Source organism: Enterococcus sp. DA9, assembly GCF_008000875.1.
GTDB lineage: Bacteria > Bacillota > Bacilli > Lactobacillales > Enterococcaceae > Enterococcus_B > Enterococcus_B lactis.
This window is the reverse complement of record NZ_CP042839.1, coordinates 1276503-1294753: the sequence shown is the minus strand read 5'-3', so window position 1 is coordinate 1294753 and position 18251 is coordinate 1276503. Positions and strand designations below refer to the sequence as shown.

Annotated in this window: 19 protein-coding genes; 3 read left to right on the top strand and 16 right to left on the bottom strand. The window is 39.2% G+C overall.

Annotated features, from left to right (window positions below; translation table 11 throughout):
- Position 1: 1 nt before the first annotated feature.
- From FTX43_RS07100 to FTX43_RS07080, 5 genes are all read right to left on the bottom strand, one after another.
- A complete protein-coding gene (locus tag FTX43_RS07100; protein ID WP_002286825.1) occupies positions 2 to 403 on the bottom strand; it encodes an organic hydroperoxide resistance protein in 402 nt (133 codons plus the stop codon).
- An 84-nt stretch (positions 404 to 487) separates the two neighbouring features.
- On the bottom strand, positions 488 to 694 hold the full coding sequence (locus tag FTX43_RS07095) for a hypothetical protein (RefSeq protein ID WP_002308156.1): 207 nt from the start codon (positions 692 to 694) through the stop codon (positions 488 to 490).
- A 94-nt stretch (positions 695 to 788) separates the two neighbouring features.
- A complete protein-coding gene (locus tag FTX43_RS07090) occupies positions 789 to 2291 on the bottom strand; it encodes a phosphomannomutase/phosphoglucomutase (RefSeq protein ID WP_147606931.1) in 1503 nt (500 codons plus the stop codon).
- A 17-nt stretch (positions 2292 to 2308) separates the two neighbouring features.
- Positions 2309 to 2764 carry an arginine repressor gene (locus FTX43_RS07085; RefSeq protein ID WP_002314521.1) on the bottom strand — a complete coding sequence of 152 codons (456 nt, stop codon included), beginning with the start codon at positions 2762 to 2764 and terminating at the stop codon, positions 2309 to 2311.
- A gap of 97 nt (positions 2765 to 2861) precedes the next feature.
- Positions 2862 to 3482, bottom strand: coding sequence for a GyrI-like domain-containing protein (locus tag FTX43_RS07080; protein WP_002329583.1), 621 nt, complete (start codon positions 3480 to 3482; stop codon positions 2862 to 2864).
- Positions 3483 to 3702: 220 nt separating this feature from the next.
- Between FTX43_RS07080 and FTX43_RS07075 the strand changes: the two genes are divergently transcribed.
- Both FTX43_RS07075 and FTX43_RS07070 read left to right on the top strand, forming a co-directional pair.
- Positions 3703 to 5076, top strand: a complete 1374-nt coding sequence (locus tag FTX43_RS07075; RefSeq protein WP_002336044.1) for an MFS transporter — start codon at positions 3703 to 3705, stop codon at positions 5074 to 5076.
- 74 nt (positions 5077 to 5150) lie between these two features.
- Positions 5151 to 6263 carry an FAD-binding oxidoreductase gene (locus tag FTX43_RS07070; protein WP_002314518.1) on the top strand — a complete coding sequence of 371 codons (1113 nt, stop codon included), beginning with the start codon at positions 5151 to 5153 and terminating at the stop codon, positions 6261 to 6263.
- Positions 6264 to 6334: 71 nt separating this feature from the next.
- Here the strand turns inward: FTX43_RS07070 and FTX43_RS07065 are convergent, their stop codons facing one another.
- From FTX43_RS07065 to FTX43_RS07030, 7 genes are all read right to left on the bottom strand, one after another.
- Positions 6335 to 7972: a phosphoenolpyruvate carboxykinase (ATP) gene (locus FTX43_RS07065; protein WP_147606929.1), complete on the bottom strand. Its 1638-nt coding sequence runs from the start codon at positions 7970 to 7972 to the stop codon at positions 6335 to 6337.
- Positions 7973 to 8138: 166 nt separating this feature from the next.
- A complete protein-coding gene (locus tag FTX43_RS07055; protein WP_024636084.1) occupies positions 8139 to 8735 on the bottom strand; it encodes a LysM peptidoglycan-binding domain-containing protein in 597 nt (198 codons plus the stop codon).
- 381 nt (positions 8736 to 9116) lie between these two features.
- On the bottom strand, positions 9117 to 10268 hold the full coding sequence (gene queG / locus FTX43_RS07050; protein WP_002329586.1) for a tRNA epoxyqueuosine(34) reductase QueG: 1152 nt from the start codon (positions 10266 to 10268) through the stop codon (positions 9117 to 9119).
- Between the two features lie 18 nt (positions 10269 to 10286).
- The gene (locus FTX43_RS07045) at positions 10287 to 11039 is read right to left on the bottom strand and encodes a hypothetical protein (protein ID WP_002286840.1); all 753 of its coding nucleotides are present in this window, start codon (positions 11037 to 11039) and stop codon (positions 10287 to 10289) included.
- A 140-nt stretch (positions 11040 to 11179) separates the two neighbouring features.
- On the bottom strand, positions 11180 to 12130 hold the full coding sequence (locus FTX43_RS07040; RefSeq protein WP_002342906.1) for a metal ABC transporter substrate-binding protein: 951 nt from the start codon (positions 12128 to 12130) through the stop codon (positions 11180 to 11182).
- Positions 12131 to 12970 (bottom strand): metal ABC transporter permease, encoded by an 840-nt coding sequence (locus tag FTX43_RS07035; RefSeq protein WP_002308137.1) that lies wholly within the window; start codon positions 12968 to 12970, stop codon positions 12131 to 12133.
- Positions 12967 to 13713: a metal ABC transporter ATP-binding protein gene (locus FTX43_RS07030; RefSeq protein WP_002336048.1), complete on the bottom strand. Its 747-nt coding sequence runs from the start codon at positions 13711 to 13713 to the stop codon at positions 12967 to 12969. The genes FTX43_RS07035 and FTX43_RS07030 overlap by 4 nt, the downstream gene beginning before the upstream one ends.
- A gap of 238 nt (positions 13714 to 13951) precedes the next feature.
- On the opposite strand from FTX43_RS07030, the gene FTX43_RS07025 reads away from it, so the two are divergent.
- Complete coding sequence (locus FTX43_RS07025; RefSeq protein WP_002314512.1) at positions 13952 to 15322, top strand: amino acid permease; 1371 nt, start codon at positions 13952 to 13954, stop codon at positions 15320 to 15322.
- A gap of 50 nt (positions 15323 to 15372) precedes the next feature.
- Here FTX43_RS07025 and FTX43_RS07020 read toward each other — a convergent pair whose 3' ends face one another.
- The 4 genes from FTX43_RS07020 to FTX43_RS07010 all read right to left on the bottom strand — a co-directional run bounded on the left by FTX43_RS07020 (position 15373) and on the right by FTX43_RS07010 (position 18224).
- Entirely contained in the window at positions 15373 to 16269 is an 897-nt protein-coding gene (locus FTX43_RS07020) for a LysM domain-containing protein (RefSeq protein ID WP_002336049.1), read from the bottom strand.
- A gap of 113 nt (positions 16270 to 16382) precedes the next feature.
- Positions 16383 to 16553, bottom strand: coding sequence for a hypothetical protein (locus FTX43_RS14890; protein ID WP_002336050.1), 171 nt, complete (start codon positions 16551 to 16553; stop codon positions 16383 to 16385).
- Positions 16550 to 17227, bottom strand: coding sequence for an NAD(P)H-dependent oxidoreductase (locus FTX43_RS07015; RefSeq protein ID WP_002336051.1), 678 nt, complete (start codon positions 17225 to 17227; stop codon positions 16550 to 16552). The genes FTX43_RS14890 and FTX43_RS07015 overlap by 4 nt, the downstream gene beginning before the upstream one ends.
- Positions 17228 to 17318: 91 nt before the next feature.
- Positions 17319 to 18224 (bottom strand): AraC family transcriptional regulator, encoded by a 906-nt coding sequence (locus FTX43_RS07010; protein ID WP_002336052.1) that lies wholly within the window; start codon positions 18222 to 18224, stop codon positions 17319 to 17321.
- Positions 18225 to 18251: the final 27 nt, after the last annotated feature.

Here is an 18251-nt window from a genome sequence, read left to right as displayed (position 1 = left end):
TCTAAACAATCGTTACTTCTACATCGATATTTCCTCTAGTTGCTTTGGAGTAAGGGCAGAATTCATGCGCATCTTCTGCAATTTTTTGGGCTTCTTCTTCGCTGATGCCATCGATATGCACTTCTAATACTACACCGATCTGATAGCCGCCATCATCTAAATTATAAAGAGAGACACGTGCTTTTACTGTGGACTCTGCTGTCATTCCTGCTTCTTTGATCATATGTTGTACCGCCCCATTGAAACAAGAAGCATAACCTGCTGCAAATAATTGTTCTGGATTTGTTCCTTCTGCATGGATTCCCGGAGGAGTGATTTTCATATGCATCGAGCCATTGGGTGCCTCGACCTCTCCATTGCGCCCGCCATGGTTGATCATTGCTGTTTCGTATGCTTTTTTCATTGTACTGCTCCTTTCGATTGACCATTTGCTACTTGCTATAATTATAGTGTATGACAAGTAAGGCGCTTTCTACAAAAATTCTGCTTATTCAAATACCAGAATACCGTCTTCTACTATTTTTCCAAAAAACAAAAAGATGCCACTCGTGAACAACAGAGTCATATTCGTTCCAAAATAAATAGCAATCTTTTCTAAATAATCTTTTATATGATTGATTTTGAGATACATATATACCAGAAAGTTGACCCCATAGACCAATACTGTTAAAAAAATAACCATATTCGTTACCATTTTTTTCCTCCTTTTGCTGGCCACCCTACCAGCACTCGGTTTAACCTTACCACTTTTTTTGTTGTCCAAGCAACTACCTTTCAAGAAGATTGGTTTATTTTGCTGATAATGATTCAAGATCAGAAAAATGTCCGAATAAGTTTGCTAGTTTTTCTAACACTAGCTGGTTCTTTCCGCTCTCGTCATTTTCTATCTGCAATACTAACAACGGCTCATGTAAGCTTAAGCGAATCAAAAACCAACCGCTTCCATAAGGTTCTTGCAGATTATACCGAATACCTTCTTCATTTGCCGGGTCGAAGTTCATCCCTTTTTCTTCTTCCAACAGTCGCTTCATTTCTTCTAATATCTTGTTTCCTTGTTCGCGTGGTTCATCACTGAACAATTTTAGTCGGATTTCTTGTACTTCTACAGGCTGTTTCAACTCTTTGATTTGTTCATCCAATGTGATACCTTTTCTTTTTAATTCTGGCAAAAGCATCAGGATCTTCGCGATGACGTATGCACCATCATCCAGAAAATAATTTTCCTTGAATGCAGCGTGACCGCTTGTTTCGATAGCTAGCTGTGTATCTTTCCCAAGACGATTAAGTTCTAATGCTTTATTGATTACATTTCGATAGCCGGAAATATAACGAATTTGGGTACCTCCTTTTTCTTCAATGAATTTTTGTAGATGAGAAGAAGTAGGCGAATTCGTTACGATCCTTGCCCCTGGATGCTCTTTTAATACGATCGTACTTAATACTGCGATCAAATTATTTCGATTGATGACTGTTCCAGAAGCACTGACCACAGCTGAACGATCCACATCTGTGTCAAAAATGATTCCAAGATCTACTTCATTTGCTAAAACAGCCTGCTTGATACTTTCCATCGCTTCTTTGTTATCAGGGTTGGGGATGTGATTAGGAAATCGACCATCTGGTTCCAAAAATTGAGATCCTGTTGTATCAGCGCCTAAGCTATTCAATACTTTTTCAGCAAAAAATCCTCCAGCACCATTTCCAGCATCCACGATGATTTTCCAACCTTTTAGTGGTTTGTCATCTTGTGTTCCCATCCCTTTTTTGATTTTTGTGACTAAATCTTGCGCATAAGGTGTCAAAAGGTCTGCTTTTTCCACACTTCCTGCTTGTTCACTGTTTATTTTTTGCTGCTGTGACAGGATATAAGCAATATCTTCTTTTTCTGCCCCTCCTTCTGAGGTGAAAAATTTTATTCCGTTGTAATAATAGGGAAGATGGCTAGCAGTCAGCATGACCGCAGCGTCGCATGAGAATTGTTCAAATTGAGTGGACATAAACATAGCTGGCGTAGTAGCTAATTCGAAATCAATGACATGTATCCCTTGTTCTTTCAGACTTTGGATCAACGCCTCTTTTAGTGCTGGTCCGCTGATCCTACTGTCATGACCAATCCCAATCGTCCATTTTCTAGTTGGATTAGTTGATTTCTTCTTTTTCTTTAGCCAGTTTGCTAGTCCCCAGCCGATCTTTTCTACCCTGTCTGTCGTCAAATTGACTTCATGAACTTCAACTGGTAATGCAATCCCTCGAATATCCGATCCATTTTGTAGCGCTTTCATATCTTCCATATAAAAGTCCTCCTCATCTATTCCCTCATTTTTTCTAATTTTTCCGCAAATCGCTGTGCTTCTTCTTCTGAGCGGCAAATAATAATGAATGTATCTACACCTGCCATCGTTCCAACAACTTCGGGATAAGCAACTTCGTCTAACCAATTCGTTACCACATCAGCGCCATTTCGTTCAGTCAATACGATAACCATGAATTGAACAGACTGTATACGTAAAACCTCACGCCTAATTGCCGTACGCAAACGTTCTTCATTTAAAGAAACAGATGGTTGGTTAAATAATGTATAGCGTACTATTTTATTTTCATCTTGGCTTTTTACTAACTTCATTTCTCTGATGTCTCGAGAAATCGTAGCTTGAGTCACATCGGCACCTGCTTCATGCAACCGTGTAAGCAGCTCTTCCTGTGTCCCAATCGGTTGTTCTGTAATCATTTGGCGGATCAATGCTTGTCGCTGTTTCTTTTTCATATTAGACACCTCTCAATATTGATTATAGCAAAAGACAAGTAATATTTCTTCTTATTTTGGTATTTTTTACTTTTATTTTTCGGTTTTATTCAGGTTGCTATCTTTTTTCTATTTTGACACGCAAAATCGTCTTCATTTTTTCAGGTGCAGATTTTCGTGGATCGCTGATATAGATTTCTTTGTGTTCTTTAGAAGTTCTTTGATAGCCTTCTTCTGCAATGAATGCTTCTAATTTCTCAAAGGATTCTGGTTCTTCATCATAGGAACCAATGTGTAAGATTTGGGCACAAAGACCTTCTTCCATCTTTCCGAATGCTACTTGTTCTCTCAAGTCTTCCGGAAGTTTGCTCAGAGAACGCTGAATGGCTTCTTGTGCTATCGCTTCTGTAACAAAGTCAGGCTGTCGGATCATCAATTGATAAGAAAAATGTTCTTTTTTCATCACTGGTTCATGCAAATACTTTTCTTGCAGTCCCCATTGTCCTTCCAATGGATAGACAGTATACATCTGATAATCAGGAATCAGCCAATTTTTTTTAGGCGACATGCGTATTGCATAGCTGACTGCATATAGACAGGCTACTCTTCGTTTAAAGTCTTCCTGATTCGGGTCGCCGATCCCTCTGATGCTAAAGAATGGTTTTTTAGGAACCTCTAGTATTTGCGGGCTTTTTTTCATACTATAGCTCTTGTCTTTACGCCATTCGATTTTTTCCATTTTTCTTCCTCCGAGAAATTCCATTTAGTTATTTATTATCATACCTCTTTTTAAGTGACTTGGCTAATCGTGTTGACACTATTTTTCAGTTTGTGCTAGAATAAGTTAAGTAAATAAATCGTACAGATAACACGTTTCGGCGTGTCGAGAGAGAGGCGGTTTCTATTTTTATAATAGAAATCACTCTCTTTTTTTACGAAATTTTTTAGAGGTGATGTAAATGACAAAACAAAAACAGCTGCTTTTAGTACCTGCAGTAATTGCAACAGGGATGATGTCTTTTGCGGGCGTATTGATCGAGACGGCCATGAATGTAACTTTCCCAACTCTTATCAGACAGTTTGATTTAACGACCGCACAAGTCCAATGGGTAACAACGATTTATCTTTTGATGATTTCGATCATTGTTCCGCTGTCTACTTATTTGAATCGCAATTTTAGTCTCAAAAAACTCTTTTTAGCTTCAAATCTGCTTTTCTTGGCAGGTATAATGATCGATTTCTTCTCTCCTACCTTCATGGTTCTATTGTTTGGTCGATTGCTCCAAGGGGCAGCAACAGGTATCGCTCTTCCGTTGATGTTCCATATTATCTTGACATTTGCCCCCCTCAATCGACGAGGCGCGATGATGGGTGTCGGTACTTTGACAACGGCCATTGCTCCAGCGATTGGACCCACTTACGGAGGCATTATGACTTCACATTTTACATGGAATCATATTTTCCTGTTTCTTGTGCCCATTTTGCTCCTTTCTTTGATTATCGGCTGGTTTGCTATTCCCGAGATGGCAGTACAAAAAAGTGGTTATTTGGATTGGTGGAGCGTTTTAGGAATCTTTCTTTTGTTTAGTGGAAGTCTGACATTTTTGAGTACGTTGGGAACACTTTCTAGTTGGATTGCTTTGATCATCGGCGGGATCGGCTGGTTCCTATTTTACTATCGAAGTAAAAAAGTGGAACATCCGCTGATTCGGCTGTCCATTCTTTCAAATAAAACATTCCGTTTGTTTTTGATTGGCTTCTTGGTTTATCAGTTTTTATTACTTGGTGTGTCTTTTGTCTTACCGAATTTCCTTCAGATCGTTCAAGGAAGCAGTCCTTTTGTCGCTGGATTAGCCATGCTTCCCGGTGCAGCGGTTGGTGCTTTGCTTTCTCCTTTTTCTGGTAAAATGCTGGATCAATATGGACCGAAGAAGCCAATTTTTGCTGGACTGATCCTTTCTTTGATTGGTTGGTTAGTATTATTCCTGCTTATCGGACACGCTTCATTGGGTGTATTGATTGCCTGTCATGTTTTTTATATGGTCGGTATCGGTTTGTCTTACAGCAATATGATGACGACTGGAATGAATGCGCTGAATGAAGAACTGCAAGGAGACGGGAATGCAATGTTCAATACCTTGCAACAGTTTTCTGGTGCTGTGGCTACTTCATTAGTAGCGGTTATCATCAATTATGTTCAGCATCATACTTCCCATAATTACGAAGTGTCTACTACATTAGGATCAAAAGCGGCGTTGGGCGTCTTATTGCTGTTACTTCTTATCAGCTTTGCTCGATTCGTCTATTCTCTGTTTTTTGCTAAAAAAGCGTAGTTTCCATATACGGCAGGTGTTGCATCTGCCGTTTTTTTGTGTGAAAATGGTTGTTTGTAAAAGGAGGCTTTTTTATGGAAAAAATTGCCATTATCGGTGGCGGGATCATTGGTATGACTCTAGCCAATTACTTGGATACATCAACATTCGATGTTGCTTTGTTTGATGAAGGGACAGGACAGGCAACGAAAGCAAGCGCTGGGATCATCTCCCCTTGGTTGTCAAAACGCAGAAACAAACAATGGTATCGTCTGGCTAAAGACGGCGCTGCTTTTTTCCCTAAACTCATAAAAGATTTCCAACTTGATCAAACGATTTATGCACAATCAGGGACACTTTTGCTTCGACCTGAACAAGATTTAGCTGAATTAGCTATTCTTGCGGAGAAACGAAAAGAAGAAGCGCCAGAAATTGGAAATATCGAATGGCTTTCACCTGAACAGACGTCCCAAGCTCTTCCGTTATTGAAGCCAGCAGTTTCACTACGCATCAGTGGTGGTGGTCGTCTGGATGGAAAAGCATATTTAGAACATCTTGGTCAGCGTTTAGTACAAAAACAAATCGAGCAGATCCAGGCAAAAGTCACCTTGCATAAGAAGAACGATTCTTGGCTCGTCAAGGGACCGTTTGGAGAATACACAGCTGACCGCGTAATCTTGACACCTGGTCCTGCACTTAAGCCTCTATTGAAAAAATTAGGCTATTCTGCAGATATACGTCCGCAAAAAGGGCAGCTCTTAGCATTTCAGACATCTTATAAGATGAGTCAAGACTGGCCTGTTGCTATGCTTGACGGAGAAGCTGATTTCATTCCTTTCATGGATGGAAAGATCCTTTTAGGTGCTACCCATGAGAACGATCAAGGATGGGATTTGGCTCCTACTAGCGAAGCTTATGAGGGATTGACTAAGAGTGCAGAACAGTTCTTGGCTGATCCAGATCAGATAAAAAATTGGTCCTACGAGTTCCGTGTAGGCACCCGTGCTTATACGTCAGATTTTTCTCCATTCTTCGGCGTATTGCCAGATGACCCAAGTCTACTGGCTGCTAGCGGTCTAGGCTCTTCTGGTTTGACGACAGGCCCTTATATCGGCTATCTATTAGCCAACTTCTTAAATACTGGTCATTGGCCTACGGAAGATTATCAAAAGGACATCTCCACCTATATTACGAAAAATCCATCATAGAAAAACAGCTTTTTCAAGTAAGGATCCCGAGCGATATTGCGCATGGATTACTTCTTGAAAAAGCTGTTATTTTAGTTCAATTTCTGAATCAAATTCTCCAAACTTTCTTTTGCTTCATCTGGCAAGAGATCTTTTCCTATCTGAGCTTCAATGAATCGTAAACGACTATCAAGTCGTTGTTTCACCAGATTTTTATAGGACGTATCCTCAAAAGAAACAGGAAAATCTGGTATAGGTAAATAGTGGATGTCTTCAAACGGACCAAACGACTTGAGTTCTGCCGTTTGTTGCACGATTCTTTCAACGATTGACAATGTCGTTTCAGGTTTGATTTTTTTATCATCGAAATATCCAGTATTCAAGACATAGCAGGCTGTTTGCTGTTTCACAAACAACTCTCGAAAAGCTTGATAGTCTTCCCTAAGAGGATAGACACGGAAAGGATTAGCAAATGGTTCAATGACTAGCTCATCTAGCTGTCTTTTTGTAGTGATATTTTCCGCGTCTGATCGTTTTGTTGCTAATGTTGCACCAAAAGACGCTGCTAAAACCGGGTCATTGATCTTGATAATTGGCGGAAGTGAATCATCTTTCATGATCCAAAAAACAGCATCGATCTTTTCGTTAAGATGATCGACTCGGTCTGGTGTCGCATAACGTGATTTGACTGTCCGCCCATTTCCGTTTCGTATATCTCCTGTCACTAGGACTTTTTCTCCCTTACTCGTACATGTCACGCCTACATTCTGACAAGTAAGGAAAGAAGAAATGGCCGGATCATCAGACGGATAGTCTTGTGTTTTATCAAAGTAAGAAGGTTCCAAGGCAGTAGCAAAACCATTTTTTCTAGAAATAACAAAAGCATCGTCATGTAGGATCGTAACAGAGTGCCCTTCCGAATGTTTTGCTAAGGTGATCGTTGATTTTCCAGAACCGGACAACCCAAATACAGCCATCGTATAAGTCTGATCATTACTAGTATATTGTTTCATCCCGCCATGGCAGGCAATAAAACCATTGCGATTCCCCAATGCCCAAGCAAGCGTCAAAGTCGCTTTTTTTAATTCCCCAAAGTAACGTAAGCCTAGCACAGCAGCTGTATTATGGAGAGAATCAAATAAAACGAGTCCATTGGGAAAGGCTTCATGCGTCCATTCGGGATCACAAAAGATATAAAGATCTCCCTCATCAAAGGACGCAGTTTTTTGATAAGTAGCCAAGGTCTTCGCATTCGCTGGCTGAAAATTCAGTATATAAGAATACAAATTGTTCTCAAATCCTTCTGGAATCAACAAATGACTTTGTACAGAAAATTCTTCAGATAGACCAACGATTACTTTTGTATGATAAAATTGTCGCTTTCGACTTTGATACACGGCTTCTCTCAAGATCTTCTCGTATTTACTTTGCTCCTTGCCCAAGTCCTCAAAGATACGCCGAGCACTTGCTGTTCTTCCTACAATACTCCCATCATTGAATACTAGTGTCCTATCATCAGCTGGTAAATCTTGTTCTTCAGCATGTGAGACCGTTATATCTGTGATGATCGTTCCTGGACTCCCTTTTGCTAGTTGATAAGCTGTTTTCCTGTCAAAAACTTCTTGAACATTATTACCGTAGAATGCTGTTTCAACAATGGATCGAATACTGGATAACAGTGGATTTTCACTTGTGATTTCCTCTAATTCGAGACTCTCTTTTGTACTCATGGCTCCTCCTCCTCCCCTAAACAAAAAAGCGTTTTCTTTATTATACATTATCCGAGTTTTTATTTGTACTGCTGTGCAGAGGGAAACAAATCATTTATTTTTCATAAAAAAAACCGAGAACTTGAATAAACAAGACTCTCGGTTTCATCATTTTTCTTTTATCGGCTTAGTACCAACCGTTTGCTAACCAGAATGTTTTAGCAGCATCCCATGAACCATAACGAGATGTTACGTATTGTTCTGCTACACGTTCTTGATTGGCAGCTGAATAGTCGCCGTTTAAGTATGAAGCATCTAATTGGTAACGGCCAATGTAACGTCCGTTAGTAGCTGTGTATGAACCGCCTGATTCTTTTTGTGCGATCCATTCTTTTGCAGAGCTTGAAGTTGGCGCCGTTGCAGCAGGAGCTACTTCAACTGTTTCAACAGGTGCAACGTATGTATGTTCTTGCGTTGCTGTTTCAGTTGTAGATGCTGTATTTTCTGTTGTGTTGCTTTCTGTTGTTGCTGAAGAATCATTTGAAGTTGGGATTGTTAATTGTTCACCAACATAAATGCGGTTGATGTCTGCAATTGAATTCTTTTCAGCAATTGCATCGATCATTGAGTTGTCTCCTGCAAATTTTTGTGAAATCTTAGATAATGAATCACCTGATTTTACTGTGTAAACTTCATCAGCGTGAGCATTTGTAGTTCCTACAAACATTGCAGTAGCACCAGCAGCAAAAGTTGTACCTAAAACAATTTTCTTAAATGAATTCATATTAAACTCCTTTTTTCTCCGTTTTTTATTCTTTCGACGCTATTAACTTTATCATTTAGAAATATTTCATAGGTAAAAGAATCATGACATTTAATGACAAAATGACGAATTATTTAATATTTGTAACATTTGAACAAAAACTTTTTTGATGTAAAACCATCAGATCGTTGTTATATAAGCAAAGTAATCGTTTTTCTATGTTTTTTTATTTTTGAATGAAAAACATCTTTTCTGTAATATTTACTGCAATAATCCATAAAAAAAAGCAAAAAAATGTTTGATTTTTATCAAATCCTCTTAAAAAACGTAAAAAATACAAAAAAACCAGTAATTGTTACAACAATTACTGGACAAAAACAATGAATAATGCTTACTATTTTTTTATTTTAACTTTCTCCGCAATAATTTTTGTGCATGTTCTAGTTCATTTATGACGACTTCTTCCGATTCTTCAGCTAATGTTTCATCTAATACATCAAGCCATTTTTCTGGCTCTTTTGTTCCTAGACGTCCAATAGCCCAAGCTGCTGTTCCTCTGATGACAGGGCGGACATCCGTTAAACATTCTGAAATCTCAGGCAATGCCGTTCGATCTCCTAGATTAGCTAAAGCAATCAATGCGTTTCTCTGCAAAGGTTTTTTTCCACGCCACGAACCGGCTAAATGCCCAAATTGCTGCTTGAAGTCTTTATTCGACATCGACAGCATCGGCTTTAATTTTGGATATACTTCATCTATTTTTGGTTCCATCTCTTCATGAAAATGAAAATCTTTTCCTTGATTGTAAGGGCAGACTAACTGGCAGATATCGCATCCATAAATGACATTTCGCATTTTTTTCCGATATTCTTCGGGCATCATCCCTTTTGTCTGCGTTTGATAAGATAAACATCGCTGTGCATTCATTCTGCCATCACCAAGCAATGCTTTCGTCGGACAAGCAGTCACACAGCGCATACAGTCACCGCAACCAAACTCTCCTGGTTTATCCGGCTCAAATACGATATTAGTGACGATCTCACCAAGATAGACAAATGAACCGAACTCTTCGGTGATCAACAATCCGTTTCGGCCGATAAATCCTAATCCAGCTCGCTGTGCTACAGCGACATCGATCAGTTCCCCAGTGTCTACTTGCGGAGCTAGACGCCATTCCTCTTCTTTTTGCCATTTTTCTGCTCTTGTTTGGATGAATTCGATCAATCGATTTAATCGGTCTCTCAGTATATCATGATAGTCGATCCCCCATGAGGCACGAGCAAATTGCCCTCGTTTTTCATCCCTAGGTACTTCTTCATGGATCCTAGTAGGATACGCAAGAGCAATGGAAATGATTGATTTTGGCTGATCAAATGTCATTTCTGGATAAAGACGCTCATCGATATTTGGGTGTTCGAAACCAGAAGTGTGGCCGGCTGCTTTTTGCTCTTCCAACGATTCTTTTAATGAATCAAAAGGCTCCGCCGTCGTAAACCCGATCTTGTCAATTCCTAATCGTTTGCTTTCTTGTATGATTTCTTCTTTTAATGTCATGGTCTTCCTCGCTTGCTGTTAACGGCTGTATAATCCATAATATAGTTTTTCTTTTTTCAGTTGGACAAACTGGATCTGCTGATCAGCAATCTTCTTTTCTTCCATCCATTTTTTTCTTGCAGCAAATACTTCCCAATAATTTGTCGAAATCAATTTTCTTTTGTTATCCAATGCGTTGAAAAAATTCAAAGAAACTGGTTTTGTACTTAACAATTCATGGAGTCTTACCTCTTCCCAAGGTGAAAACTCAGACAGATCACGGGAATACAGTACTTCTTCATAGAGATTTTTTTGCTGCGTATACGTGAATGTTTGCGGGATCTTCCCGGGTCTGGCAATTTCTACTAGACGGTTATAAAACATATTCATTAATTTGCTGTTGGCAATAAATTGACTTTTATAATAGGCCGACTGGATCTTTTTGATTACTCCTTCTGCTTTGATTACTGAAAACAAAGCAGGCCATGCTTTGACGGTTATTTCGTCGTTTTGTTTAACTAATACGCCAGGTGTGAAGCCGACTGGAGAAAGGAACACAAAATAACCGATACCGGTATTTTCATCTAAAGGCTGAAATTCATCAAACAACCATTTGCCTATGTACAGCTCTTCATCTGGTTCTGTTGTCTCGTTTTGATTTGCTATGAATAATTTAGCTAATTCTGCTTCAAGAAATTGAAGGTCTTGATCCTTGTCGGTATTTTCTTGCTGGCTAATCAATCGAAATACTTCTTCTTTAATCGTATATTTATCTTTACGTGTAAAATTCATAGCCACACCTTCCTTCCTTACTCTAACTATAACGGAATTTTCTCAAAAAGGGTATCTGTACGCCGAAAAACATCATAATTTTTTTCCGGTTTCTTGTAAAAAAACGCAAGGTCCGCTCCTTAAGCCAGACCTTGCGTTTTTCAGCTCTCTTTTGTTTGGGATAAACCTTCATGGATTGTTTCGATGTTCCATTTCATCATCTGATAGTAAGAATCTCCTTGTTCTCCTTCTTTGGCTATAGAATCAGTGAACAATTTATCATAAATTTCCAAACCCGTTTCTTTTGCTACTCGCTCCATACTTCTTGGATCTACACTGGTTTCCACGAATAAAACTGGCACTTCTTTTTCTCTTACCTGATCAATAATTGCTTTCATTTGGTCAGGCGTGCCTTGGCTTTCTGTATTGATTTCCCATATATATGCTGCTGGCAAATCATAAGCCCTTGAAAAGTATTTGAATGCTCCTTCACTTGTTACTAATAATTTTTTGTTCTCTTCGATAGAAGCAAAACTTTCCTTCGCTTGTGTATCTAATTCTTTTAGTTTTTCCACATAGGTTTCTGCATTTCGCTTATAATGTGTCGCATTTTCTGCATCTTTTTCAGAGAATATACGTGCGATTTCCTGCACATATTTTATTCCGTTAGATAGGTCTAGCCAAGCATGAGGATCCGCTTTTGTATGTTCTTCACCGCTAGTTAAATAAAGAGGTTCTACATTTTTGCTAACTGCAAAATAATCTTTTCCTTCTTCTTTCTTAGCTGTTTCCATCAAGTTATCGAACCAGCTGTTACCTGTTTCAAGATTCAATCCGTTGTATAAAATGACATCTGCGTCGCTTGCCTTTTTGATGTCTTCTGGTAGTACTTCATATTCATGCGGATCTGTTCCGACTGGTACGATACTGTGGATATCTATTTTATCTGTTCCGACCTCTTTTGCCATATCTGCCAAGATCGAATTGGTTGCCACGACTGACAGCTTTTCTTTACTTACTTCGTCTGCTTGATCTGAAGTTTGCTTTCCGCAGCCAACTAACGCTAATAAACTAATTGCCAGGATCAAAAAGAGTGATTTCTTTGTTTTCATCTATCTGCTTCCTTTCTGAAATAAAATTCCTTTTGTTGGTGAGAATAAAAAAGCAAGGATAAAAAATGCGGTACATGCTAAAACAATCGTGGCTCCTGATGGCCAATTGTAACTATAACTGAAAAATACGCCGACAACGGCACTGAACATACCGATCCCTGCAGCCGTGATAATCATTTTCAATAAATGGTTCGTCAACAAGTAAGCTGTGGCAGCTGGTGTGATCAACATGGCAATCACCAAGATCGTTCCTACCGTCTGCAAACTAACTACAGCGACTAATGTCAAAAAGAACATCAAAAGATAATGGATCAGCGACGTATTCAGCCCATAAGCTTTTGCCATTGTTGGATCGAATGATGTGATCTTCAATTCTTTATAAAAGAAAAAAACAAATATCAAGACGATTCCGCTGACTAGTGCTGTCAGCAGCAGATCGCTCTCCCTAACAGCTAAGACATTCCCAAATAAAATATGATACAGGTCTGTCGCACTTTGAGCATATGAAATCAAGATGATCCCCAATGCAAAAAACGAACTAAAGACAATCCCGATCGCTGTATCATTTTTCAATCGGCTCCGCTGTGTCACGAAACCAATCACCGCTGCTGTCAACATCCCAAAAGCAGTGGCTCCAAAAATGTAACTAAAACCAAACATATAAGAAATGGCTACACCTGGAAGAACTGCGTGAGAGATAGCATCTCCCATCAAAGACATCCCACGTAAAATAATAAAGGAACCGATGACTCCAGAAGCCAGTCCTACAAGCATGGAAGTGACCAAAGCATATTGTAGAAATTGATAATTCATCAATCCATCAATAAAAGATTGGATCATTTTTTCTCTCCTCCTTTTACTAAATGTCCGATGATCTCACCATAGGCCAGTTGAAGATTCTTTGATGTAAAGACTTCTTGTACTGGACCAGAAGCGATCAGCTGTTTATTTAAAAGAACAACTTCATCGAAATATTCTTCTACTTTATGAAGATCATGATGGACGATCAGAATCGTTTTTCCTGAATTCTTCAACTCTTGCAAGATGTCAAAGATTTTTCGTTCACTCAATGCATCGATTCCTACGAATGGTTCATCTAAAAAGATCCACTCTGCACCTTGAGCTAGAGCTCGTGCAATAAAAACTCTCTGAAGCTGACCACCCGATAGTTCGCTGATTTGTCTTTTGGCATAGTCTTCCATCCCTACTTTTTTTAATGCTTGTCTTGCTCGTTCTTTTTCTTTTTTCCCGGGCCGCTGTCCGATTCGTAAAGATGGATATGTCCCTAAAAGTACAACGCCTAACACATCGATTGGAAAGGAAAGATCCAATTCGCTTCGCTGCTCCACATAGGCTATTTTTTTACGGACTGATTTTACTGGCTGTCCTGAAAAAGTGACTTTACCAGTAGAAGCTGGTATCAACTCTAGCAATGCTTTCATGAATGTTGATTTTCCTGCGCCATTTGGTCCGATGATACCAGTGATTTTTTGTGACTTTATTGTTAAATTGATGGTTTTCAAAACAGTTTTCCCTTGATAAGCGGCTGAAAGGTCTTGAATTGCAATGGCCGTTCGTTCCAAATCCTACACTCCTTTTTAGGTTTCCCTAACTTTTTATTTAAATATAGTTTAACTAAAAAGGAAAGCATTTACAAGTAGAAAGATGAAAAAGTTTTTTTCGAATTTTCCTCGCATTTTATGAAAATTTTCTGTAGAATCACATCAAGAGTTCAATAAGGCTAACCTAAAAATAATACAACTATCTATTGAAACGTTTAATTATTTTTCCTGTTGACTCAACAACGAAAGGAGTTTTTGTATGGAAGAAGAAAAGTTAACTCGAAGTCTTAGTGCCCGTCACATCCAAATGATCGCACTAGGTGGAACGATCGGTGTCGGTCTGTTTATGGGTGCCTCCTCAACCATACGCTGGACAGGGCCCTCAGTGATGGGAGCTTATGCGATTGCAGGATTCTTTTTGTATTTGATTATGCGTGCTTTAGGCGAAATGCTTTACGTCGATCCTTCGACTGGTTCTTTTGCAAATTACGCGAGCGAGTACATCCATCCTGTGGCTGGCTACTTGACCGCTTGGAGTAATATTTTTCAATATATTGTCGTAGGGATAAGTGAAGTAATCGCTGTAGGATCTTATATGAATTATTGGTGGCCCAATCTGCCAGCAATTATTCCCGGCATCATTGTCGTCTTATTTCTTATGCTGGCAAATCTTATTTCTGTCAAAGCGTTTGGCGAATTAGAATTTTGGTTTTCGATCATCAAAGTCATAACAATCATTTTGATGATCATTGCAGGTCTTGGGGTGATTTTATTTGGATTTGGTAATCATGGCCAGGCGGTAGGGATCTCAAATCTTTGGAAAAACGGTGGATTCTTCACTGGCGGTGTCAAAGGCTTTTTCTTTGCGTTATCGATCGTCGTTGCTTCCTATCAAGGGATCGAACTGATCGGAATGACTGCTGGCGAAGCAGAGAATCCTAAAAAGACGATCATTGAAGCTGTTCAATCCACTATCGGTCGAATCTTGATTTTTTATATTGGTGCCATTTTTATCATCGTGAGTATTTATCCGTGGAATCAATTGAGTGAGATTGGCTCGCCTTTTGTCCAAACTTTTTCTAAAATCGGCATTACATTTGCTGCAGGGTTGATCAATTTTGTCGTGATTACAGCGGCATTATCAGGTTGCAATTCAGGCATTTTCAGTGCAAGCCGTATGGTCTATACACTTGCGATGAATGGAAAGATGTCTAAAAAGTTTCTGAAATTATCTCGTCATGGTGCGCCTTTTTACCCTGTCGTAGCCATCTCAGGCGGAATCTTGATTGGTTTGATCTTAAACTATCTTCTGCCAATGTTCATCAACCAGTCCGAAAATATCTTTGTCTTCGTATACAGTTCAAGTATTTTACCTGGTATGGTTCCTTGGGTGGTGATTTTGATCAGTGAGATTCGCTTCAAAAAGACTCACGCAGATAAAATGCATGATCATCCTTTTAAAATGCCGCTGTCTCCTTACACGAATTATGCGACACTTGCTTTTTTAGCTATCGTGTTGATTTTCATGTTTATCAATCCTGAAACTAGAATTTCTTTGATCATTGGTCTCGTTTTCTTGCTTTACATGACGATCCATTACTTTATACGTGAAAAAAGAACCGCCAAATAAAAAGAACGAAGCTTCCATCAAGGGAGTCTTCGTTCTTTTTATTGCTTTTATCAATTCAATTTTAGTGTCTCACCGGGAGTCAGGAAATAGTCATCCATACTCATCCCATTCAGTGACAAAATCGTTTCTACTGGTACGCCAGTTCGTTCGGCTATTTGATTTGGGCCTTCTCCTTCCAAAACAACAGTTGTCGCAGCCTGTGACGTCGTACTGCTAGTAGTCGTTTCAGTGTTTTCTGTTGTGTCTTGCGTTGTTCGAGCTTGCATTCCAGAAGCTTCTGTTGATTCTATCGTCTCAGACTCAGAAGATGCTGTTTCTTGTGTGCTTGTTGACTCTGCTTGAAGAGAAGCGCTCGTCTGCAAATATATGTCGGAAATCTTAGCGACATGATTCGTATAGTTAGCCGATAGCTGATTGATCAAGGTATCTAAGGCTACACCGTCTTTATTATCTGCTGACTGATACGCTGCACGTAACTTTCCGATCCCTTCGTCGGAGATAGCTTGGAGCTCACGTGCTTTTTGGTTAGCAACTGCGGATAAACCAGCTATGCCCTCCTGATTTCCCTGGATTTCTGTTTGGTATTCTTCAATCAACACAGGCGTCTTTTCTTCCATCTTTTTCGAATAATCATTGACGATTGCTTGGAGTTGCTCTGACAAATCATCTGCTGTTTTTTCTTCAGAAGTTTGTGTTTCTTTTGTTTCAGTCGATGTCTCACTTGTTTGTTTCGCATCTGTTTTCTTTGTCGTTGTTTCCGTTACGGTCGTGCTTTTTGCATCTGACGAATTTTTCCCGTGAAAATACAGCCCCGCTATTCCTCCTACTATGATCAAAAAAACGGCAACTGCTGCCCCAATCATGATCATCCGCTTACGTGCTGCCTGTTTTTGCTGTCTTCTTCGGGTCATCCGAACATTTTCTCCCCACTCATTTTCATCATACATTTTTTTCACCACCAATTTTTATGTATAACAGCGTTATCAAACGCTTCATATTCTTATTGTAGCAAATAATTGTCATTGTGCACATTTTTATCCTTGTTATTTATAAGAAAATTTCACCAGTTGAGATGATTCCAAGATTGTCCGTCGATTTCTCCTTGCAACTGTGTTGTTCGTTCATCTATCTCAGCCATCAGTTTCTTTATCTCATATAAGAGTGCACGGTCTCGATATTCTGATTTTTCACTTAATTCATCTAATTGTTGGATCAACCATTCATTTGTCATAATGAAGTTCCTTTCATTTCTTGCAGGGTAAAGGTCAAGTCTTCGATCTGCTCTTTTGCGTCAGTCAGTGCTTCTATGATATATGTTTGTTTTTCCGAATCTTCTTCCTGCATTTTCTGATTTTCCTGTACTCTTTGAATAAACCAGTCAATCCGTTGAGTAAGCGATGGCTTCCCTTCCAATGAGAGATACTGCTGATAAGCAATTAGCTTCTCCCAACGTTTTTCTTGGGATAAATACATAAATTGTGCTAAAACGAATGGCGGAAGATAGGTCATATGGAATTTGTTTGCAATTCGCTGATATGGTCTCAAAAATTCGGAGATCGTATATTCTTCTTTCCCTCCAGCTTGATATTCCTTTTCCGCCACACCTGTTGTCAATACGATCCCTAATTCTTTTCCTTCTAATACATGTGCTGCTTGTTCCAAAACATTATCTTGCCAAATTTTTAAATGAGCAGGGGAACTATACCAGTAAAATGGAAACTGGAAAATGATTCGATCATGCTGTGCCAGAAGCTGTAGCTCAGCCTTTACATCTATCTTTCCATCTGGATAACTTGATTCTAAATGATGCCAAGTAACGGATAAACCGGAAGAAGCTTCTTTGAAAAATTGCTGATTCAGAGATTCCTCCATCGTTGGATGGCTGATGATGATAAGTGTACGCATCCCTTCTCCTCCTTTTTTAGTCTTCGTTTTACAGTGTAGCATAACCGCCACAAGTTTCTTTTGCCGATGCTTGTCCTTTTGTCCAAGCAAATTAGGTCGTCCAAGAGACTGCAGTTTGCTTTTCCAACTGTTTTTTCAAAGTATCCAAAGCAATATTCTTGAAATTTTCGTTTTTCATCCGTTTACGATAGTTCGTAGCCGTTTCTCCGGTACTCTTTTTGAACATTCGGCTAAATACGACTAGACTATTGAACCCTACTTGATAGGCAATGCTTTCCACGGATTCATCCGTCAGGGAAAGAAGAAACGCCCCTCGATTAATCCGTACCCCAATCAAATATTCCTTGATACTGGTACCCATATGATTTTTGAATACTCGTGACAAGTGACTCCGGTTGACAGCTAAATGCTGGGCGATTTCCTCAACAGATAAATTTTCCGCGTAATGTGCCTCAATGTATTTGACTGTCTCAACAGCTAAAGAGGAATGAACTTTTTGTACGCCACCGCTGATCTTTCCGCCGTCTTTTAAAAGGACTGATAAAAAACGGTAGGTTAGTGCTGTTAACTGTAATTCATTTTCCAAGGTTTCTTCCGTATCTTTCATGCATTCTAAAATAATGTCGATATATTTTTGTATATCGGAAGAGACCATCGTGTACTGGTCTTCTCTGAAAAGCGACTGCCGGATGATTTCTTTTGCCGCATGTCCACCGAAAGAAAGCCAGCAATACATCCATGGATCTTCTCCATCTGATAAGTAAAATGTCGAGTCTCCTGGACGAATCAAGAATAGATCTCCTTTTTTCAATTGAAACTGTTGATTTTTCACATGATAAGATCCTTTGCCTTCCATCACGACGTGTAAGATGTAATCATTGCGAATAGCAGGACCAAAAGAATGAAACGGCATCGTTTTAGAGAAGCCGCAAAAATCAAAATACAATTCTTTTTCTACTTGTTGATGTTCCTTTTTTAAAAAAATCGATTGCTCCATTTCTTCCCCTCCTTACTTCTTTAGTAT